Source organism: Shewanella violacea DSS12 (genome assembly GCF_000091325.1).
Classification (GTDB): domain Bacteria; phylum Pseudomonadota; class Gammaproteobacteria; order Enterobacterales; family Shewanellaceae; genus Shewanella; species Shewanella violacea.
Genome location: NC_014012.1, coordinates 3,145,217 through 3,166,082, shown reverse-complemented (window position 1 = coordinate 3,166,082; position 20,866 = coordinate 3,145,217). Strand labels below are relative to the sequence as shown.

General features: G+C 44.9%; 16 protein-coding genes. 14 read left to right on the top strand and 2 right to left on the bottom strand.

The features are described from left to right. Positions 1-117: 117 nt before the first annotated feature. Positions 118-1,050 carry a tRNA dihydrouridine(16) synthase DusC gene (dusC, locus tag SVI_RS13170; RefSeq protein WP_013052061.1) on the bottom strand — a complete coding sequence of 311 codons (933 nt, stop codon included), beginning with the start codon at positions 1,048-1,050 and terminating at the stop codon, positions 118-120. Between the two features lie 430 nt (positions 1,051-1,480). Between dusC and SVI_RS13165 the strand changes: the two genes are divergently transcribed. The 13 genes from SVI_RS13165 (at position 1,481) to SVI_RS13105 (ending at position 16,458) form a co-directional block, all read left to right on the top strand. Next, complete coding sequence (locus SVI_RS13165; RefSeq protein WP_013052059.1) at positions 1,481-1,981, top strand: HvfA family oxazolone/thioamide-modified RiPP metallophore; 501 nt, start codon at positions 1,481-1,483, stop codon at positions 1,979-1,981. A 137-nt stretch (positions 1,982-2,118) separates the two neighbouring features. Beyond that, positions 2,119-2,955, top strand: a complete 837-nt coding sequence (locus tag SVI_RS13160) for an HvfB family MNIO-type RiPP peptide maturase (protein ID WP_041419940.1) — start codon at positions 2,119-2,121, stop codon at positions 2,953-2,955. After that, positions 2,955-3,710, top strand: a complete 756-nt coding sequence (locus SVI_RS13155; protein ID WP_013052057.1) for an HvfC family RiPP maturation protein — start codon at positions 2,955-2,957, stop codon at positions 3,708-3,710. The genes SVI_RS13160 and SVI_RS13155 overlap by 1 nt, the downstream gene beginning before the upstream one ends. A gap of 441 nt (positions 3,711-4,151) precedes the next feature. Then, positions 4,152-4,520 (top strand): YbaN family protein, encoded by a 369-nt coding sequence (locus tag SVI_RS13150; protein WP_013052055.1) that lies wholly within the window; start codon positions 4,152-4,154, stop codon positions 4,518-4,520. A gap of 290 nt (positions 4,521-4,810) precedes the next feature. After that, complete coding sequence (gene apt, locus SVI_RS13145; protein ID WP_083779904.1) at positions 4,811-5,362, top strand: adenine phosphoribosyltransferase; 552 nt, start codon at positions 4,811-4,813, stop codon at positions 5,360-5,362. Positions 5,363-5,747: 385 nt separating this feature from the next. Further along, on the top strand, positions 5,748-8,579 hold the full coding sequence (gene dnaX / locus SVI_RS13140; RefSeq protein WP_013052053.1) for a DNA polymerase III subunit gamma/tau: 2,832 nt from the start codon (positions 5,748-5,750) through the stop codon (positions 8,577-8,579). Between the two features lie 84 nt (positions 8,580-8,663). Then, a complete protein-coding gene (locus SVI_RS13135) occupies positions 8,664-8,993 on the top strand; it encodes a YbaB/EbfC family nucleoid-associated protein (RefSeq protein ID WP_005498969.1) in 330 nt (109 codons plus the stop codon). A gap of 17 nt (positions 8,994-9,010) precedes the next feature. After that, on the top strand, positions 9,011-9,610 hold the full coding sequence (gene recR / locus SVI_RS13130) for a recombination mediator RecR (RefSeq protein ID WP_013052052.1): 600 nt from the start codon (positions 9,011-9,013) through the stop codon (positions 9,608-9,610). 220 nt (positions 9,611-9,830) lie between these two features. Further along, positions 9,831-11,747 carry a molecular chaperone HtpG gene (gene htpG / locus SVI_RS13125; protein ID WP_013052050.1) on the top strand — a complete coding sequence of 639 codons (1,917 nt, stop codon included), beginning with the start codon at positions 9,831-9,833 and terminating at the stop codon, positions 11,745-11,747. A 158-nt stretch (positions 11,748-11,905) separates the two neighbouring features. Further along, complete coding sequence (locus SVI_RS13120; protein ID WP_013052049.1) at positions 11,906-12,751, top strand: tetratricopeptide repeat protein; 846 nt, start codon at positions 11,906-11,908, stop codon at positions 12,749-12,751. Positions 12,752-13,051: 300 nt separating this feature from the next. Next, positions 13,052-13,696 (top strand): adenylate kinase, encoded by a 645-nt coding sequence (gene adk, locus SVI_RS13115; RefSeq protein WP_013052048.1) that lies wholly within the window; start codon positions 13,052-13,054, stop codon positions 13,694-13,696. A 233-nt stretch (positions 13,697-13,929) separates the two neighbouring features. Then, positions 13,930-14,931 carry a ferrochelatase gene (hemH, locus tag SVI_RS13110; protein ID WP_013052046.1) on the top strand — a complete coding sequence of 334 codons (1,002 nt, stop codon included), beginning with the start codon at positions 13,930-13,932 and terminating at the stop codon, positions 14,929-14,931. 222 nt (positions 14,932-15,153) lie between these two features. Then, positions 15,154-16,458: an inosine/guanosine kinase gene (locus tag SVI_RS13105; RefSeq protein ID WP_013052045.1), complete on the top strand. Its 1,305-nt coding sequence runs from the start codon at positions 15,154-15,156 to the stop codon at positions 16,456-16,458. Positions 16,459-16,846: 388 nt separating this feature from the next. Here SVI_RS13105 and SVI_RS13100 read toward each other — a convergent pair whose 3' ends face one another. After that, on the bottom strand, positions 16,847-18,169 hold the full coding sequence (locus SVI_RS13100; protein ID WP_013052044.1) for a dicarboxylate/amino acid:cation symporter: 1,323 nt from the start codon (positions 18,167-18,169) through the stop codon (positions 16,847-16,849). Between the two features lie 217 nt (positions 18,170-18,386). On the opposite strand from SVI_RS13100, the gene SVI_RS13095 reads away from it, so the two are divergent. Further along, entirely contained in the window at positions 18,387-20,849 is a 2,463-nt protein-coding gene (locus tag SVI_RS13095) for an Ig-like domain-containing protein (protein ID WP_041419937.1), read from the top strand. Positions 20,850-20,866 lie beyond the last annotated feature (17 nt).

Genomic DNA, 20,866 nt, shown 5'->3' with positions numbered 1-20,866 from the left:
GGTCATATTTAGTGCTTACTTCAGCAAGATCTAACTTGGATAAGGAAAGTTTAAGCGACTTTCCTTCAGAGGTATGACCAGAAAGGTGATTCTTGCTGGGTTTTTTACATTTCAGACTTAGGCGAGAGATCTGAGTAAAGAGAGAATTTCCGGCGTTTTCTTTAATACTCTTACTTGGGTAAAGAGGTCATCGGCTTCACAATATTGCTTGGCGATGAATTTAAGCCACTGCTTTATTCGTGCGGGATAATATTTCTCTTTCTCGCTGACGATTTCATAGTCTGAGTATTGTAACAGTAGCAATAAGACTTCAGACCAGGGCATCTTATCTTGGGAGCCTTTAATCACATGGGCTAAATTCGGTACGGCTAATGCGCCGCGACCTATCATTACATCATCACACTGACTGACTTGTTGGCATTTGAGATAATCTTCACGGCTCCAGACCTCTCCATTTGCGATCACAGGTATTGAGATAGCCTGCTTGATTTGTTGAATATACTCCCAGTGAGCGGGAGGCCTGTAACCTTCTTCCTTCGTTCTGGCGTGCACGGTCAGCTCAGTGGCACCGGCTGCTTCAATCGCTTGAGCTATTTCAACGCAGCGACTCTTATCGTCCCAACCTAGGCGTATCTTTGCTGTCGCCGGTAATTGCTCGGGAACGGCCTCCCGTACCGCTTTGACTACGCGGTAAATGGTTTCAGGCTCTTTTAACATTGCCGCTCCACCATTGCTGCGATTGACCATGGGGGCAGGACAACCAAAATTAAGATCGACACCTAGAGAACCTAGTTCGATGGCTCTCTGGGCATTCTCCGCCATCCACTGAGGGTGTTGGCCCAGCAGTTGTAATCTCACTGGAGTTCCGGATTTAGTCTTACTACCATGAGCTAATTCTGCACATAGACGATAAAAGACTTTTTCTGGCAGGAGTTGATCAACCACTCGAATAAATTCACTGATCACCAGATCGTATCCACCTACGCCGGTTAGCAGTGCTCTCATAGGCGCGTCGGCAACGCCTTCCATTGGTGCGAGTATTACACGCATGGTTTTGTTCTTGTCTGGGTCATTCTTGTCGGATTCATAGTGTCAGTCTATTTGTCGCCTAGCATGGCTAAAGTAATAAAAATATCGATTATTGGCACGCAGCCCAGTGAAATCTGCTTTGCTTGATTTAGGTGCATCGAACATCACACCTATAGCTAGCGCGGGCAGCATTTTAACTTATGATGAGAAGTGATTCAAAATTTGTTTATCTTGTTAAGCTTTAAATTGATAACAATATGCTTATGCGCTGAATATATTGGATTATTTATCTTAGGTTTACTTATTGCTTACTCACTAATGGAGCGTAAATGTGATCTTTGTTATTTTTTTGAAATAGATTTTAGTTAGGTCAGGTCTATTTATGCAAGCCAGCTGAGATGAAGTTTGGTTGGTAACCTATACTAGTTTATTGATTTTAAAGGAATGCATTATGAATTTAGTTAAAAAGACAGCTATTGCTGCCGCCCTAGGTACCGTTGTTATCGGCTCTGCATTTGCAGGTGAGGCGCAAGCTAACCCATTTGGTTTTAGTCAGATGGAAGCTGGCTACCAACTAGTGGATGGAGAAGGTAAGTGTGGCGGCGACATGAAGAAGGGCAAAGAAGGTAAGTGTGGCGACGACATGAAGAAGGGGAAAGAGGGCAAGTGTGGTGAAGGAAAATGTGGCGGTGACATGAAGAAGGCTGCAGAAGGCAAGTGTGGCGGCGACATGAAGAAGGCTGCAGAAGGCAAGTGTGGCGGCGACATGAAGAAGGCTGCAGAAGGTAAGTGTGGCGGCGACATGAAGAAGGTTGCAGAAGGCAAGTGTGGCGGCGACATGAAGAAGGCTGCAGAAGGCAAGTGTGGCGGCGACATGAAGAAGGCTGCAGAAGGCAAGTGTGGCGGCGATATGAAGAAGGCCAAAGAGGGCAAGTGTGGCAGTGACATGTAAATCATTATTATCTATTGCGGAGCAGATTTTGCAATAGTGATTAGACATTTAAGGCCGGTGTTTACTGGCCTTAAATGTTCTTATGCGAGTATAACGCTGACATTTTCTATAATTAGCAGAGGCTTTTGGGAGTGAATATGATTGAGCGAGCCAAGGTGGGATTAGGTTTGAGGCGTGAGATGTTGGATGAATTTTGCGACGCTATTCCCGATGCTATCGATTTCTTCGAGGTTGCGCCTGAGAACTGGATGACCTTAGGGGGAAAGTATGGCCGACAATTTAGGCAACTAACCGAGAGTAAACCTTTCTTCTGTCATGGCTTATCTCTGTCTATCGGTGGGCCTGCACCCTTAGATATCGACTTGGTTAAAAATGTGAAAGCCTTTATGGATGAGCATAATATCGAGGTTTACTCCGAACATCTTAGCTACTGTTCGGGTAGCGGACATATGTATGATCTTATGCCCATTCCTTTTACTCAGGAGGCGGTTAAGCATGTGGTTAAGCGTGTTAAACAGGTAGAAGATATTCTAGAGAGGCCGCTTATCTTGGAGAATGTTTCTTTTTACACGGCGCCGGGGGCCGAGATGAGTGAACTCGAATTTGTCACTGCAGTGCTTAGTGAAGCTGATTGTAAAATGCTTCTTGATGTGAATAACATCTATGTTAATTCAATTAATCATCAATACGATGCCGATGATTTTTTAAAGGCTATGCCGACTGAGCGCGTCGCTTATATCCATATCGCAGGCCATTTTGAAGAGGCAAAAGATATCATAGTCGATACCCATGGCGCAGATATTGTGTCATCGGTATGGCAGTTACTTCAAACCTGTTACCAAATACATGGCGTGCATCCTACCTTGTTAGAGAGGGATTTTAATATTCCTCAAACTCCTGTACTGCTAAAGGAGATAGATAAAATTCATCGCTATCAAGAGACAGGCTTGTGTCAACGTTCAAGGAGTGCATGATGAATTTTACTAGGATTCAACAATCCTTCATGGATTATATTAAGGAGCCTTCACGGCCATTGCCTAAGGGCACAGAAGCTCGGCGGATGAAGATATACCGGGATCTGTTTTTCAATAACATCAATGGCTTTGTTTCTAGTGCATTTCCCGTGTTGAAAAGCTTATATGCTGAAGAAGCTTGGTTGGCGCTGATCCAAAAATTCTTTGTGACCCATGATAGTCAGACACCGATTTTTATCGAAATAGCTCAGGAATTTGTTAGTTTCCTCCAGTCTGAATATCAGTTAACAGAGGGGGACCCTGCATTTATTATCGAATTGGCTCATTATGAATATATGGAGTTGGTTGTCGCAGTCGCTAAAGATAATCCCCTACACCAAGGTATGCAAGGGCCGATAACGCAAGTGGCACTGTGTTTGTCTGATACGGCTAAGGTGCTGCAATATAGATTTGATGTTCAAAGAGTGAGTGAAGATTACCGACCCGATGGACCCGCCGAGAGTCCGTTAAATTTTTGCTTATATCGCGATAAGCAAGATGAAGTGATTTTCTTGCAGCTTAACCCTTTAGCCGCACAAGCGCTGGGTTACCTGTGCCAGTATGAATCTGTCAATTTCGATTATCTAGTGACTTGGCTAAAGCAAACTTACCCCCAGATGGACGATGAAGTGTTAACTCAAGGGTGTAAACAGATGTTAGTCGAGCTTGCCGCTAAGGGGGTCGTGAAACAATACTTGGCTAATGGGGTTGAATGAGTCGATTGGACTTTTTCATTAAAGGGCTGGATAAAGCCATAGAATGGGAGCGATAGATTTCTGCTTATAAATCATCAAAAGGAGTTTAAGTTGATAAAAGGTTAAATACTCGCTTCCTAAATTCTGGTCAAGTCTTTATAATGCTTTCAAAAAATTGATCTAGATCAATAAAATCATTAAAAAGATTGAGTGAGGAAGTTATGAGTAAGCCGTTTAAAGATCCATTTAACATCATCTATTTCATAGGTTTCATCTTAGTCCTGATGCTGCCAACTTTACCTGCGACCTTATCTTGGTTGAAAATTGCCGGGCTGATTTAAAATATTCTTTAGACTCATTCAAGTCTAGATACCCAGCATAGGTTTGGGTAGACTAACCACTCATTGGAGTGGTTTTTTTTGGACTTTTTTTGATTTTTGAAAAAATGAGTTAAGGATAATAATGGCTTTTAAACGTGGTTTTTATTTGATTTGTGGCTTGTGCAGCTTGGCGCTTGGATTGCTGGGGATCCCGCTACCTATATTACCCACAGTGCCATTTATCTTACTTGCTGCCTTCTGTTTTGCCCGTTCCAGTGATCGACTACATCATTGGCTGATGACCCACCCTTGGTTCTCAGAGGCTTTGAATGATTGGGAGCAGAGCAGAGGCATACGTAAAGGGCTAAAGAAGAAGGCGTATATTGTCAGTGGACTCAGCTTTGCGGTCAGCATAGCCGTTGTGCCGCTAATATGGGTAAAAATAATGCTGCTCTGTTTTGCCTTGGGCCTAGGTTTATTTCTTAAGCAGATCCCTGAACTGGAAGATTGAGCTAAAGATTGAGCTAAAGATTGAGTTAGTAGATTGAATTAGAGCGTTAGCTAACTTTTACATTCACTTTACCGGCGATGAGATGATGTTATTGCCGAATCTTGGCTCAATCATAAATGCGGAAAACTCAATATTGTCCCCCTATTTAGGCTATATCGTTAAATTATGACCTAATGCCTCAATTCTTGTCCTAATTAGTATGGGAGATTGTTGCAAGTATGCTTAAAGACACATAAACTTTAGCCGGATTTTTTAAAGCTGGCGAGAATTGTCGGCTAAACCAAAAGATGATGATCATGAATAAAGACAGCTTAGCATTGATAAAACAGAGCATAAAAACAATTCCTGATTACCCGAAAGCCGGGATCCTTTTCAGAGATGTGACGAGTTTGCTTGAAGAGCCTGCGGCTTATCGAGCAACGATTGAGCTTCTTACTGAGGAGTATAAAGATCAAGGCTTTACTAAAATCGTGGGTACAGAAGCTCGTGGTTTCCTGTTCGGGGCACCTTTAGCCTTGGCATTAGGTGTGGGTTTTGTACCTGTACGTAAGCCGGGTAAATTACCACGTGAGACAATTTCTCAGAGTTATGATCTTGAATATGGTCAGGATGTATTGGAATTGCATACAGATGCGATTTCTGCTGAAGACAAAGTATTAGTGGTCGATGATTTGCTTGCTACTGGTGGTACGATTGAAGCCACTGTCAAGTTGATCCGTAAACTAGGTGGTAAAGTTAACCATGCAGCCTTTGTTATCTCTTTGCCGGATCTTGGTGGTGAGAAGCGTCTCGAAGCCATGGATCTTAAACTGGTTAAACTGTGTGAATTTGAAGGCGACTAGGCCTAGATAACAATATAACTAGTTACCCAAGTTAACTATCTTGTTGCTGGTTATCTCTGGGTCGGCTCTTAGTGGTAGAGAAACGTCTCGAATCCATAGTTCTTAAACTGATTAAGTTTGACGGTGAATAATCCAGCGTACAATTTATTCCTGATGTAGCCGGCCAAGTTAATCATCTTGTTTCTGGCTATCTCAGTGTCGGCTCTTTGTGGTAGAGAGACACCTCAAAACAATTGTTCATGAGCTTGTTATTTTGAGTGATTTTGACGGTGAATAATCCAGCGTAAAAATGCTCCTCAGTAGCGCCTTTTAACATGGCATGTTAAGGTGCAGATTATTGAGGAGCGTGCTCCCGAATTTACTAGATGACACTTTGGGGAGTTCCATGTCATATCAGGTGTTGGCCAGAAAATGGCGCCCTGCCACATTTGAACAAATGGTTGGTCAGTCTCATGTTTTACTTGCATTAACCAATGCGCTCACTCAGCAAAGATTACATCATGCTTACCTGTTTTCTGGCACCCGAGGTGTGGGTAAAACCAGTTTAGCTCGGCTATTCGCTAAGGGATTAAACTGTGAGCAGGGAATTACGGCCTCTCCATGTGGCCAATGTTCCAGCTGTGTTGAAATTGCCGAAGGGCGTTTTGTCGATCTTATCGAAGTCGATGCGGCTTCGCGTACTAAGGTCGATGATACTCGAGAGCTACTCGATAATGTGCAGTACCGTCCCAGTAGAGGCCGATACAAGGTGTACCTTATCGATGAGGTGCATATGCTATCGCGTAGCAGTTTCAATGCCCTGCTAAAAACTCTGGAAGAGCCACCTGAGCATGTAAAGTTTCTGCTGGCGACCACAGATCCTCAGCGTCTGCCCGTGACAGTACTGTCTCGTTGTCTGCAATTTAATTTAAAAAGCCTGACTCAAGATGAAATTTCATCGCAACTGTCTTATGTGCTTACCCAAGAGCAACTCACCTTCGAGCAACCAGCACTGACCCTGTTGGCTAAAGCGGCCAATGGCAGTATGCGTGATGCTCTGAGTCTTACAGACCAGGCCATAGCTTTCGGTGCAGGAAGCGTACACTTGACTCAAGTGCAGACCATGCTTGGCAGTATCGACGAGCAACACGTGATCACCTTGCTCAATGCCTTAGTCCAAGGGGATATCGAGAGTTTGATGCGGGTAATTGGCCAAGTTTTATCCTTTGGTGCCGATCCCCAGGAAGTGCTTAGAAGCCTACTGGAATTATTACATCAGATAACCTTGAGTCAGTTTGCTCCCGCTGCGGCTCAGCTTTCCATTTATAGTGAGCAGATTAAGGCCTTCGCACAGCAGCTCAGTCCAGAGCAAGTACAACTCTATTATCAGCTGTTGTTGACGGGGAGAAAAGATCTCCCCCATGCGCCGGATCCTAAATCTGGCTTAGAGATGGCCTTGCTTAGAGCCGTTTCTTTTGTGCCTGAAACACCTGTGACCCGTTGGATGGTAGATAAGCCAGCTAGCGTTACCTTGCCTGAACTTGTAGATAAAGAAGCTGGACAGGCAGAGTCAGAACAGCCCCTAGTTAACAATAATCATCTTGGTCATGATAACCCGTCGAACTCTACTAGCCAGTCTGCTGCAGTTCAAAAAGTGTCAGTTCCTGAGCCTAAGCTTAGAGCCGAACTAGCACCTCAAGCAGAGCCAGATGATGAGACCGATGATTTGCTTGCTCTTAATAGCGAGCAAACCCTTATATTAAGTCAGGCATCTAGCCTGGGGATGGAGCAGAGCGCTCTGGATTCTGCCGAGCAAGTTCTTGATCAAACTGTAGAGCCAAGTACTGCGTCGACGGATGAGGCACCTGACATCATAACGCCATCTCCCATGGCTAATGCAAGCATCGTCAGTCAAGCTAAGACTCACCAAACTATCATTGAACCGCTTGAGTCTGTTAGCCAAACTGAGACGAGCCCCATAGACAATAGCGGCACAGATAAGTTAGCTCAGCTTGAAGCAAGTAGCCCGTCAGAGATAAGTCAGTCTGGTACAAATTCGTCTAATTTAGATCAGAAGCAGCTGAGCCCTGAGCAGTTAGCTCAAGATGCAGCCTTCGATGCTCAATATGGTTTTCAACAAGATGAACCAGAGCAGGGGGATTACCAGGCTTTTGAAAGTCTGCCTGGTGGTGATGTAAGCTCAGAAATAACAGCCCAAGGGACAGATTCTCAAGCTGAGTTGCAAGACGATATTTTAGATGCTGTCTTAGCGTCGCGAGACTCACTGCTCACCGACCTGGCCAAAACGCCTGAGGAGAGTGATGGAAAAAAGCCTGAAGCCCAGCGTAAGGAGTTTTCCCCTCCTAAACGCAAACCCTTAGCTGAGCATACCAGTGAAACATCGTCTTTAGACGGTCAGGCTATATCCGCAGCGGAACCTGAAGCTAAACCTGAACGTCGACCACAGCCAAGTGCTTTGGGCTCGCAGGAATCGGCTCCTCAAGTACAGCCTAGTGTCGCACAGTCCCAGACTCCACACTTGGTAACAGATATTGAAGACAGGCCTCCCTGGGAGGAACCTGTCGAAGTTGCGGCAAGTGAGAATGTCGCCTCAGCTGGCAATGAGCAAGGCCGTGATACTCATCCAGTGCCGTCGGCTCAAGTCGAAGCACAAATAGAATCTCGAGCACCAGTACAAGTACGAGAGTCAGTACAAACCGGAATACAAGCTCAGTCATTTGACCCGCTTCCCCCTTTAGGTGAAGGCGAGGTGACAGGCCATGAAACTGACCTTAAGTGGTATCGTTTGATGTCTGCTATCGATGTCGGTGGCAGGGTGCGCCAATTAGCAGTGAACTCAATATGTCATGAGTTTACTGAGCCCTTGTCTCTGTTATTAAAACCTAACCAGAAACATTTGTCCGCCGATATAGCCATAGTTCAGTTAGAGGAAGCCTTAGCCAAAGCGTTAGGCGCCGAGACTAAGATCAATATTGCTGTGGGAGTTGACGGCAACAGGGAGACACCACTGGAAGTGCGTCAGCGTTTTCATCGGGAGATCCAAGCCCAGGCACATCAAGGCTTACTCACAGATAGCAATGTCCAATGGCTAATGAGTCAAATGGGGGCAGAGTTTGAAGACGATAGCTTAAGTTATTCACCTGAGTTATTGAGTTTAAAAGGAAATACCATAGAGCTCATCGATAAATCGAACTTTAAGGCGTTAGCTCAGTCATAAGTTTATACGGCTTTGATTGATTATCGACATTATTTAAGTAAGATGAGCCAACTTTATTCGACCCTTAATTGAAGAGAAATAGATATGTTTGGAAAAGGCGGTATGGGTAACCTGATGAAGCAGGCCCAGCAGATGCAAGACAAAATGGCCAAAGCGCAAGAAGAGATCGCGCGTATGGAAGTGACCGGTGAAGCCGGTGCAGGTCTTGTTAAAATTACCATGACAGGTTCTCACAGTGTACGTAAAGTGGATATCGATCCTAGCCTGTTAGAAGACGATAAAGAGATGTTAGAAGATCTTATCGCTGCAGCCTGTAACGATGCGGCGCGTCGAGTAGAAGAGAGCCAAAAAGAGAGAATGGCTGAAGTGACAGGTGGCATGCAACTACCTCCTGGTATGAAGATGCCTTTCTAGTTGAGTATTTATAGCAAATGAAATTTAGTCCTCTCGTCGACGAGTTGATCCAAGCACTGAAATGTTTACCCGGAGTGGGCCCCAAATCCGCTCAGCGCATGGCATTTCAGTTACTTGAGCGGGATCGAAAAGCGGGTCAATCCCTGGGACAAGCACTAGAAAAAGCTATGAGTGATGTGGGCCATTGTCAATCCTGCCGCACTTTCACCGAAGAGGTTCATTGTCCCATTTGTGCCAGTCACAAACGTGGACAATCTCAGTTGATTTGTGTGGTTGAAACCCCAGCTGACGTACTTGCTATCGAGGCCGGTGGACACTTCTCCGGGCGTTACTTTGTACTGCTTGGACACCTGTCTCCATTGGATGGTGTTGGGCCAGATGAACTTGGATTAGCTTTGCTAGAAGAGCATTTAGCTTCTGGTGAGGTGTCAGAGTTGATCTTAGCCACTAATCCTACGGTTGAAGGGGATGCAACGGCGCATTTTATCGCCGACATGGCCAAGATTCACGATGTCATCGTGAGCCGTATTGCCCATGGGGTGCCTGTGGGCGGTGAGCTTGAGTATGTCGATAGCACCACGTTGGCGCTTTCTTTTAATGGACGTCTCCCGCTGTAAGTTTCAAGCTATTCCTCTGCTCTGATTTTCAGAGCATAAATAATCCAGTCATTGCCTCGTCAATACTGGATTTTTTTTTAGTCATTTTAACCTCAGTTATCTCTTCTCCCCTTGAAATGCAAAATTCCAACCCCATCTCTATTTTCATAAAGCACTTTGCTGCGTAAAAGCTAAGTTCATTAAGAATTAGGCTTTGTGCAATACAATAAAGGAATAAACCATGTCACAACAAGAAACTCATGGCTTTCAAACTGAAGTCAAGCAACTACTAAATATGATGATTCACTCTTTATATTCAAATAAAGAGATTTTCTTGCGTGAATTGGTCTCCAACGCTGCCGATGCTGCAGATAAATTACGTTATGAAGCACTGACTAACGATGCCCTCTATGAAGGCGATGGTGAGTTGAGTGTGCGTATCAGTGCTGATAAAGAAAAAGGCACTATCACTATCAGCGATAACGGTATTGGCATGACCCGCGACAGTGTTATTGAGCATTTAGGTACTATCGCTAAGTCGGGCACTGCAGAATTTTTCAAGAACTTATCTGGTGATGACACTAAGGATTCACAACTAATCGGTCAGTTTGGTGTGGGTTTCTATTCTTCATTTATCGTTGCCGACAAGGTCACTGTGCGTACTCGTGCTGCAGGACACAGTGCCGATGAAGGCGTGTTGTGGGAGTCTGCAGGTGAAGGTGACTTTACCGTAGAAAATATCACTAAAGAGACTCGCGGAACAGAAATTGTCTTGCACCTTCGCAAAGACGAGCAAGAGTTTGCCGATGAATATCGTCTGCGCTCTATCATCACTAAATACTCAGATCATATCTCAGTCCCTGTGGAGATGTTCGAAGAAGGCACGCCAGCGATTGAGGCGTCAGATGATCAAGAAGCCGTGGCTGCTGTAGAAGGTTCATGGAAGCCTATGAACAAGGCGACAGCACTTTGGACTCGTAACAAGAGCGATATCTCTAAAGAGGAGTATCAAGAGTTTTATAAGCATATTTCTCACGACTTTACCGATCCATTGTTGTGGAGCCATAACCGAGTCGAAGGTAAGCAGGAATACACTAGCTTGCTGTACATCCCAGCCAAAGCGCCTTGGGATATGTGGAACCGTGACCGTAAGCATGGTCTTAAGTTATTCGTTCAGCGCGTATTCGTAATGGATGATGCCGAGCAGTTTATGCCAAGTTACCTGCGTTTTGTACAAGGTCTCATAGACTCAAACGATCTGCCATTGAACGTGTCTCGTGAAATCTTACAAGACAACAAGGTGACATCGGCACTGCGTACCGCTGTGACTAAGCGTGCACTTGGCATGTTGGAGAAGTTGGCTAAGAATGATGCTGAGAAATATCAGACATTCTGGGCTGAATTTGGTCAGGTGCTTAAAGAAGGCCCGGCCGAAGATATGGTCAACAAGGAACGCATTGCCGGCTTGTTACGCTTTGCATCGACGCATACAGAAGATGCTGTACCGACAGTTTCTCTTGCGGATTACATCGGCCGTATGAAGGAAGGCCAAAGTAAGATCTATTACATAGTAGCCGATAGCCATGAAGCTGCTGCCAATAGCCCGCATCTTGAGCTGTTACGTAAAAAAGGAATCGAAGTACTCTTGATGTCTGAGCGCATCGATGAGTGGTTGATCAACCACCTTACTGATTTCGATGGTAAGCAGTTACATTCGGTCACACGCGGTGATCTTGAGCTTGGCGATCTTGAAGATGCTGCTGAAAAAGAAGCTCAAGAGAAGTTGGAAACTGAATCAGAAGACTTGGTGAAGCGTGTTAAAGATTCACTGGGTGACAAGGTCTCAGCAGTGAAAGTGACTAGCCGTCTTACCGATACCCCAGCTTGTGTTGTGGCGGGTGAAGGTGAGATGTCGAGTCAGATGATTAAATTGATGGAAGCTGCCGGACAAGCTGTACCAGAAAGTAAGCCTACTTTTGAGATTAACCCTGAGCATCCTCTGGTTGCGCGCCTTAATGATGAGCAAGACGAGGAAGTATTTGCTCAGTGGACTGACTTACTGCTGCAACAGGCTCAGTTATCTGAGAAAGGCAGCCTGGTAGATCCTTCAGCCTTCATTAAGCTGATGAACCAGATGCTGTTGGCTAAACTTAACTAATAAGTCATTGTAATTGTGAAGGCAGAGCATCTAGTACCGTTTACTTGTATTAGGGTTCTGCCTTTTTTATATCTGCGGCATTTATCGGGTGTCTCATGGAAGGCTCAAGCCTTGTGGAAACCAGATGAGTACTCGTATAAAAAGATAACAGGATTGTTATGGAAACTGTTCTAGATCTAACGAAAGAGAATATTCAGCAAGTCGTCGATGCATCGGCAGAGCAAGTTGTTGTGCTGTGTTTCTGGTCTAATCAAAGTCCGGAAAGTATCACTTTAAGTCAGACATTGATCTCCATGGCTCAGAAACAAGCTGGCCGTTTTGTATTAGCCAAAATCGATTGTGACAGCGAGATGGAGATAGCCAACTATTTTCAAATTCAAAATGTCCCCACGACTTTAGTGCTCAGTGAAGGCAAACCTATAGATGGTTTTGCGGGTTTGCAGGATGAGAGGCAAATCACCGAGATGTTAGATAAGCATCTTCCGGCGCAGTGGCAGCTTAAGCTAAATCAAGCTAAGGCACTTCTGGTGGATGAAGATTTTAAAGCGGCGCTTCACTTGTTAAGGGATGCTTACAGTGAATCACCCAATGCTGAAATTGCCTTAGTGTATGCCGATGCAGAGCTGATGGCGGGTGATTTAACCTTAGCGGGTGAGTTGCTAGACAGTGTCGGCCTTGCGGATCAGGATAGCTACTATCAAACTCTGAAAGCAAAATTGGCACTGGCCCTCGATGCGGCCGATACCCCGGAAATTCGTCAATTACAGCAAGCTTGTGATATTGAACCAGATAATATCTCAATATTATTAGACCTGGTTAAGGCGCTGCATCAGGCGAAAAGAGATGAGGAAGCCTTAGCACTTCTATTTGCTCCTCTATCTAAAGATATTTCGATTGAGAATGGCGATGCTAAAAAGCTGTTTCTGGAAATCTTGACCGCATTAGGCCAAGGAAATCAACTGGCGAATCAATATCGCCGTAAGTTGTACAGTTTATTATATTGATATTGAGTTTACATTCCGTGTAAAAATCAAACGGAATAAACCGATCCGATTTGGTCTGCTTAAACATGATTGTCTATCAGGCCAAAGTCTAATGATTAATACCATTTCATATAAGTATGTGTTCAGTTCAGATACTCTCAGTTTTTTCAATTCAAGGCACATTGATAAGGAAATGGTTATTCCCTTTTAAGTCAATGTATATAACTAAGCTAAAACTGTTTCTACCCCTTCAAAATAGCGGCCAATTATGCGAAAATCGCCGCCAATGATAAAACTATGTGAAATAAGAGGAATCTCGAGATGCGCATCATGTTATTAGGTGCCCCAGGTGCCGGCAAAGGTACCCAGGCCCAGTTCATCATGGAAAAATACGGTATTCCACAAATTTCTACCGGCGATATGCTGCGTGCAGCGGTTAAAGCTGGAACGCCTCTTGGCTTAGAAGCTAAGCAAGTGATGGATGCTGGTCAGTTGGTTTCAGATGAGCTCATTATTGGTTTAGTAAAAGAGCGTGTCGCTCAAGATGATTGTGCCAAAGGTTTCTTACTTGATGGCTTCCCTCGTACTATTCCACAAGCAGATGCTATGGCCACTAGTGGCATTAATATCGATCACGTGGTAGAGATCGATGTGCCCGACGAAGACATTGTTAAGCGTATGGCTGGCCGTCGTGTTCACCCAGGTTCTGGCCGTGTTTACCATATTGTTTTCAACCAGCCAAAGGTTGAAGGTAAGGATGATGTTACCGGTGAAGACCTGGCTATTCGTCCAGATGACGAAGAGTCTACGGTACGTAAGCGCCTGGAGATCTACCATGAGCAGACTAAACCATTAGTAGAATATTACGGTAAGGTAGCAGCCTCAGGTCAGGCTACATACAACAAGTTTGACGGTACACAGGCAGTTGCAGCAGTCAGTAAAGAGATCGTTGCTGCGTTAGGCTAAAAGTATCTGATCCTTGTCAGTGTATGAGCCAGTTCTCATATTTTAAGAAGCTCACTTAGGTGGGCTTTTTTTATATGATTTTGAATGTTAGCCTAGGGCTTGTTTATCTAGAATAACTAGACTACAAAATCTTAGCCTTACTCGCTGATTAAAAAGAGTAAAGCTCAACAACTGGCTGTAAAAATAACCATAAAAGGTCAACTGACCCTAGAGCGTATCGACATTATAAGAGAGTGATTTTGAGCAAAACTACCCCAGCATTCGGTGTGCTTCTGGTTAACTTAGGGACACCCGATACACCAACGACAAAAGATGTACGTTCATTTCTAAAGCAGTTCTTGAGCGACCCCAGAGTCGTCGACCTTAACCCCCTTATTTGGAAGCCTATTCTCAACGGCGTTATACTTAACTTTCGCCCGTCTAAGGTGGCAAAACTCTACCAGTCCATATGGTGGGATGAAGGCTCGCCCTTGATGGTGGTGAGCCAGCGTCAAAGAGAGCAACTCACCAGCATGTTAGCGCAAGAGTTCGGCCAGAGCATACCAGTGGAACTGGGTATGACTTATGGCACGCCTTCACTGACTTCGGGGCTGGATAAACTCAAGTCACAAGGGGCCAAAAGAATTATCATTCTGCCTCTATACCCTCAATATTCTTGCTCAACCGTGGCGGCAGTGTCAGATGCCATAGCCACTGAATTTAAGGGATGGAGAGAAGTCCCTGAAACCCGTATGAACAAAGAATATTATCAGCACCCTGGCTATATTTCGGCCTTGGCCAGTTCGGTTAAATCCCATTGGGAGCAGCATGGACAAGCCGACAGACTCTTGATGTCATTTCATGGGATCCCGGTTAGATATGTGACTGAGGGCGATCCTTATCAGCAGCATTGCGAGAAAACCTCTGAGCTTTTGGCCAAAGAACTGGGTTTAAACCAGGACCAATGGCAGCTTTGTTACCAGTCGATATTTGGTAAAGAGGAGTGGCTCACACCGCAGACCGACAAGACATTGATTTCTTTGCCGGCTCAAGGGGTTAAATCGGTGGATATTATCAGCCCAGCTTTTGCGGCAGATTGTCTAGAAACACTAGAAGAGCTTTCTATCGGCGGTAAAGAGACGTTCATTAACGCTGGGGGAGAGAGATATGAGTGCATTCCTTGCCTTAATACTAATCCTGCACATATGGCGCTGTTAGTGACATTAGTGAAGCAGCAGAGCCAAGGTTGGTGCTAACTTTGTGTTAGAACTGAGCAAACAGCATCAGACTCTCAAAATCTATCCCTAAAAAGGGGAAATACTCTAGCGGATACTGGCGTATATCACTGCGTGTGGTAGGATCTGCCGCCGTTTATATTGGCTCTGATTGATAGAGCCAGTTTTTTTGAACTATATTTCCGTTATGGTCGATTTATTTTAATCGGTCTCCAGTATGTTGCCAAAGGTTGAGAGCACACAATGAAGTTTCCAGGTCAACGAAAGTCCAAGCACTATTTCCCCGTCCAAAACCGTGACCCGTTATTGGCTCAGCTCACTCAGCAACCGCTTAGATTCCCCACTTATATTACCGGGATCGATCAGACCTTGGTGGACATAGAGGCTAAAGTCGCCGATGAACTTCTCGAGCGATATAAACTTCCTAAAGGCTCTTCTACTCTGATTGATGACGCTAATGCCCATGCTTTGTATTCTGAGTTGAAGCAACACAATTTAATCAGTGATGAATTCGCCGGTGGCACCATAGGTAATACGGTACACAACTATTCTATTCTCGCCGATGACAGATCTGTGTTATTTGGTGTGATGAGTAATAATATTGAGGTAGGCAGCTATGCCTATCGTTATCTGTGTAACACTTCATCTAAGGTCGATTTAAATTATCTACAACCCGTTGATGGTGCTATAGGCCGCTGTTTCACTCTGATATCTGAGTGTGGTGAGCGTACTTTTGCCATCAGCAAGGGCTCGATGGATAAATTAACCCCTGAGTACATAGATAAAGATCTTGTACAAGGAGCATCGGCACTGGTTTTGACGGCTTACTTGATGAGAGCCAGTGGTGATGACCAGATGACCCAAGCGGCTTTAACGGCGATTGAATATGCCAAAGAGGTCGGAGTTCCTGTGGTGCTGACCTTAGGTACTCGTTTCTTGATCGAAGAAGATCCTAGCTGGTGGAGAGCTTTTATCTTAGAGAATGTGACTATTCTGGCAATGAATGAAGATGAAGGTGAAGCCCTTACCGGTTTTAAAGATCCGCTGCTGGCCAGTGAAGCAGCCCTTGAGCTGTGTGATATGGTATTGACCACTGCTGGCCCTATCGGCCTCTATACGGCAGGCTATACCGAAGATGCTGAAAAGCGTGTGACCAGCAATACCCTGTTACCAGGCTCTATCCCTGAGTTTAATCGCTATGAATTCTCACGCCCTAAGCTTAAATCGGCCTGTGATGAGCCGATTAAGGTCTACGCCCACATCTCACCCTATATGGGCGGCCCAGAGAAAATTCGTAACACCAATGGTGCTGGTGACGGTGCACTGTCTGCACTCTTGCATGATCTTGCGTCGAACACCTTCCATAAGGCCAATGTGCCAGGATCTAGTAAACATAAGCGTGATGGCCTATGTTACTCCTCATTCTCACAGATCTGTAAGTATGCTAACCGTGTTGCCTATGAGGTATTAGCACAGCACAGTCCGCGTCTGTCACGTGGCTTGCCTGAACGTGAAGACAGCCTAGAAGAGGTATACTGGGAGAGATAACTCTCTTATAACGAATAAACCTGTTAACAAGCAAACATAAAAAAGGCGTCCAATTGGACGCCTTTTTGTGTCTGGAACAATTATGCAGGTTTCCATGGACGGTTTAAAACCTGCGTTGTGTTTGGAACACTTAAGCAATCTATTCTTAAAGAGCGCCATGTGCCGACGATGCTCCCGGCATCATTACGGCATTTCCTACTTCCTTGTAGGTCACGGTTTAAAACCTGCCTTGTGTCTGGAACACTTATGTACTTTTCTTAAAGAGCGCCATGTGCCGAGGATACTCCCGGCATCATTAGGGCATTTCTTACTTCCGTGTAGGTCACGGATTAAAGCCTGGGTTGTGATGTCTAGGGTGCCCTGTAGGGCACCCTGAATATGACATGTGCTAGGACTGGATTTCAGGCCCTTTTACTTGCTCTCTGAAACTACCGGCAGTCTTTCCTGCTTGGGTATCGTTAAAGATCTCTTCATTGAGGCCCCCCTCAGACTTAGCGATAACCACAGTGGCAACTGTGTCGCCGGTGACATTGACTGCGGTGCGGACCATGTCGAGTAGTCTATCGACACCTATGATCAGCGAGATGCCTTCGACAGGAAGACCCACCTGATTAAGTACCATGGCTAACATAATAAGACCGACACCAGGTACGCCTGCGGTACCGATAGATGCAAGCGTCGCAGTTACAACGACCATGGCATAGTCTGTGATGGTTAAGTCGACACCATAAACCTGAGCGATAAATACCGTAGCAACACCTTGCATGATGGCGGTACCGTCCATGTTAATGGTGGCACCAAGAGGCAAGGTAAATGAAGCGATTTTATTGTCGACACCGAGTCTATGTTCGGCTGTTTCTATGGTCACTGGCAAGGTTGCGTTTGAACTTGCCGTACTGAAAGCAAATAGCTGAACATCACGCATCTTGCGGATGAAGGTAAAGGGGTTTAAGCCTGAGAACACTTTAAGCAAGCTTGGGTAAACAAGGAATCCGTGAAGTAACAAGACACCTAAGACGACAAAGAAGTATTTCAATACACTGCCGAAGGTTTCGAGACCCAAAGTGAGTGCCAGTTTTGCCATCAAGGCAAACACACCATATGGCGCAAGTTGCATGATAAGGGTAACTACCCTCATTATCACTTCATTAAGGTCGTTAAACAGGGCTGCAACGCGTTTTCCTCGTTCACCAATATGAGAGATAGCAAAACCAAATATCACCGCAAATAGGATGATTTGAAGCATGTTGCCTTCACTCATTGCCTGAAGTGGGTTTGTAGGCACTATGTTGATGATCACTTCTGCAAGGCTAGGGGCTTCTTTTGCATTGAAGCTAAGGCCTTCACTGACCAGTGATGCGTTACCCGGATGGATCATTATGGCAATTAAGATAGCCATAGACAGGGCTATGGCCGTAGTGAATAGATAGAAGGCGATGGTCTTACCACCGAGTCTGCCTAGCTTGGATGGATCACTCAGTGAACATGTACCACATACCAATGAAATAAATACCAAAGGCACCACTAACATTTTCAATCCTGAGACGAATATGGTGCCAATGACATGTAAGAAACCTTGGGTGATGTATTCGTCTATAAATGTGCTTTCGGGGAAAAGGTTTCTGAGCAGTAATCCAAATAGAATACCTCCACCCATACCAATAAGAATTTTACTCGTGAGTCCGAGTTTTTTTGCTTGAGTTACAGCCATAGTGCTTCCTGTATAATTATTATGCTTTTCAATTTGCGGTGGTAAGCCTAACAAGAAACGAAGATTGATGAAACGATATAAGAGTTAAACTTTTTTGTGACTTTGGTGGAATAAATCAATAAAGTTATGGATAAGTAACAGGAAAATTATGTAATCTTGTCCTATAAGTAATGAGCGCCTCGCTTAAAATTACATATTGAGTAACAGGGAGTCTGACATGAAGTCAGTTTACAAGTCTTTTATCGTATTTTTATGGTCGTTTTTCATGGTCGCCTGTAGTGGAGGAGGAGATATTGCGGACCCACTAGATCCCGATCCAGCACCGGGTGAAGAAACTGTTTTAATTTCATTGTCAATTTCCAATGCAAACATAAGCGCGCTGACACCAGCGTCAGTATCCGCAACGGTCACGAGTTCAGCAACAGGCTTGATGTCGGGGGTATTGGTGACTTTTACGCTTTCCGATCCAACTCTTGGCTCATTTACCCCTGGAACAGGCACAGCTCTCACCAATTCTGATGGCGTTGCAACCATAGAGCTGGCAACATCAAATGTACAAGGTGCTGGTAATGTAGAAGCTAGCGTTGCCAATACGGTCAGTGGTCCAGTCTCCATAGGCTTTAATATGGCCGGAGACGGTGGTGAAGCTGGTGGCGGAGCCTTAGTGGTATTAACTCTGACTGATGTTGCCGGAAATGCTACCGACACAATCTCGACAACAAAGCCTGGCAAGTTAGTTGCTACGGTATCGGGCACGAGTAAACCTGTGATTGTGACATTCACATCGATAAAAGGTGAAATTCCCGTTGATGCGGCTGTCACAGTCGATGGTGTTGCTATTGTCGATATCTATGCTGGAACTGATTTAGGTGCTGGTAAGGTCGTAGCTTCCCTTGAAACAGGTGAAGAAGGCGAGGCTATTGTCGTCGTTGGTGCAACTAATGTATTTATGGGCAGTGGCGATCCATTTGCTGTAGGCATTGCGTCAATATCAACGACTCAGTTGTCTGCAGGTGGTACGGCGACGATTTCGGTGAAGCTTCAAGATGGCGATGGAAATCCATTTACTCAACCCGTTGAAGTTAATTTCACTTCAACGTGTGCATCTTTTCCGACTCCTCAAGCTATCTTAAGTAATCCTGTTACCGCGGTTAACGGGCTGGCATCGAGTACTTACCTGGCACAAGGTTGTAGTGGTGACGATCAAATTAACGTGACTGCTAATGCCGGCGGTTTGAGTTTATCTGCAAGCACCAGTATTAATATCTTACCAGCCAGTATTGGTAGCATTGTATTCGAGTCAGTGGCTCCTTCAAAAATTGGTCTCTTAGGAACTGGCTTGCCAGAGTCTTCTACTGTGGTATTTAAAGTTTTAGATACCAATGCATTGCCTGTGAGCAATCAACTGGTTGATTTCAAGCTAAACACAAGTGTCGGTGGAATTACTTTCGATCCCTTAACTGCTACAACCAATGATCAAGGTTTAGTACAAACTGTTATACGTTCAGGTACTGTGGCTACGGTTATTCGTGTAACGGGTACAATCAATGGATCTGACCCTGTTATATCCAGTCAATCTACTGAGCTTGTTGTCACCACAGGTATTCCAGACCAAGACAGTTTTTCTCTCTCTGCTTCAAACCTTAATCCTGAAGGATGGAATTTAGAGGGAACTGAAGTCAAGATAACCGCACGATTATCCGATGCGTTTAACAACCGTGTGCCAAATGGCACCTCAGTGACGTTCAGAACCGAAGGTGGTGATATTCAGGATTCTTGTGTCACAGTCGATGGTGGCTGTAGCGTAATTTGGCAGAGTAAGAGCCCACGCCCAATTGGTGCTGAAGTCGCTGCTTTAGCGGTTCCGGCGGGTGACCCACAGAATTTTCAGTATTATGATGTGAGAGAAAATTATTATCTTGGTCAGCCAATAGGTGGACGTGTCACCGTGACTGCGACAGCCAATGGTGAAGAGTCATTTGCCGATACCAATGGTAACGGTCGATTCGATGCCAGTGAAGTTGTTGCTTTTAACGGGCTAAATACTGCTGGCTTACCTTTTGATCTCGCTGAGCCTTTCGAAGATTTTAATGAAGATGGCTTATTTAATCCTGCCCAGGGTGCTGGGGTTGGTGGTGGCGCTTTAGAAGAGCTTATCGATTTCGATGGTGGAGGAGTATTTGATCTAGAAGACGGAGTGTATAACGGCGTACTTTGTTCAGTCGATGCTCCCCATGTGGCTTGTGCATCTGAAATGGGCTTAAGTACCAGTACCTATGTGAGAAGAAGTTTGGTACTCGTTATGTCTGGTAGTACAGCCATTGCTTCTCAGCCAATAATTACTGATGCAGATGGCGCTGCAGATTCAAGTGCTAATGTTTTAGATCTACTTGCAAAAAGCATAGGCTATGTGGAGCTTTGTATATCTGACTTACACAATCAGCCTATGCCGTCAGGTAGCCAAATTTTAGCGGTTACCTCTGTCGGCAGTGTCGTCTCTACGACTCCTATTATTTGGCCATTAGATAATAGTAATGGGGCCAGATGTCCAGTGATTGCCATTAAGGGACCAGATACTCCTGAAGATGGAGTTATGACCATTAGTGTTGAGACTCCGGGGAATACGACGGGAATGGGGGGAACAATAACCACAGTTGCGAATATCACTGTCAATATGTAGACAATAAAAAGCCCCTT

Excerpts from the sequence above, each read along its gene's own strand:
- SVI_RS13105 (WP_013052045.1), top strand. The coding sequence starts at position 15,154 with ATGAAGTTTCCAGGTCAACGAAAGTCCAAGCACTATTTCCCCGTCCAA.
- dusC (WP_013052061.1), bottom strand. The coding sequence starts at position 1,050 with ATGCGTGTAATACTCGCACCAATGGAAGGCGTTGCCGACGCGCCTATG.
- SVI_RS13165 (WP_013052059.1), top strand. The coding sequence starts at position 1,481 with ATGAATTTAGTTAAAAAGACAGCTATTGCTGCCGCCCTAGGTACCGTT.
- apt (WP_083779904.1), top strand. The coding sequence starts at position 4,811 with ATGATCATGAATAAAGACAGCTTAGCATTGATAAAACAGAGCATAAAA.
- adk (WP_013052048.1), top strand. The coding sequence starts at position 13,052 with ATGCGCATCATGTTATTAGGTGCCCCAGGTGCCGGCAAAGGTACCCAG.
- SVI_RS13155 (WP_013052057.1), top strand. The coding sequence starts at position 2,955 with ATGAATTTTACTAGGATTCAACAATCCTTCATGGATTATATTAAGGAG.
- SVI_RS13160 (WP_041419940.1), top strand. The coding sequence starts at position 2,119 with ATGATTGAGCGAGCCAAGGTGGGATTAGGTTTGAGGCGTGAGATGTTG.
- SVI_RS13135 (WP_005498969.1), top strand. The coding sequence starts at position 8,664 with ATGTTTGGAAAAGGCGGTATGGGTAACCTGATGAAGCAGGCCCAGCAG.
- SVI_RS13095 (WP_041419937.1), top strand. The coding sequence starts at position 18,387 with ATGAAGTCAGTTTACAAGTCTTTTATCGTATTTTTATGGTCGTTTTTC.
- SVI_RS13120 (WP_013052049.1), top strand. The coding sequence starts at position 11,906 with ATGGAAACTGTTCTAGATCTAACGAAAGAGAATATTCAGCAAGTCGTC.
- recR (WP_013052052.1), top strand. The coding sequence starts at position 9,011 with ATGAAATTTAGTCCTCTCGTCGACGAGTTGATCCAAGCACTGAAATGT.
- SVI_RS13150 (WP_013052055.1), top strand. The coding sequence starts at position 4,152 with ATGGCTTTTAAACGTGGTTTTTATTTGATTTGTGGCTTGTGCAGCTTG.
- SVI_RS13100 (WP_013052044.1), bottom strand. The coding sequence starts at position 18,169 with ATGGCTGTAACTCAAGCAAAAAAACTCGGACTCACGAGTAAAATTCTT.
- dnaX (WP_013052053.1), top strand. The coding sequence starts at position 5,748 with ATGTCATATCAGGTGTTGGCCAGAAAATGGCGCCCTGCCACATTTGAA.
- htpG (WP_013052050.1), top strand. The coding sequence starts at position 9,831 with ATGTCACAACAAGAAACTCATGGCTTTCAAACTGAAGTCAAGCAACTA.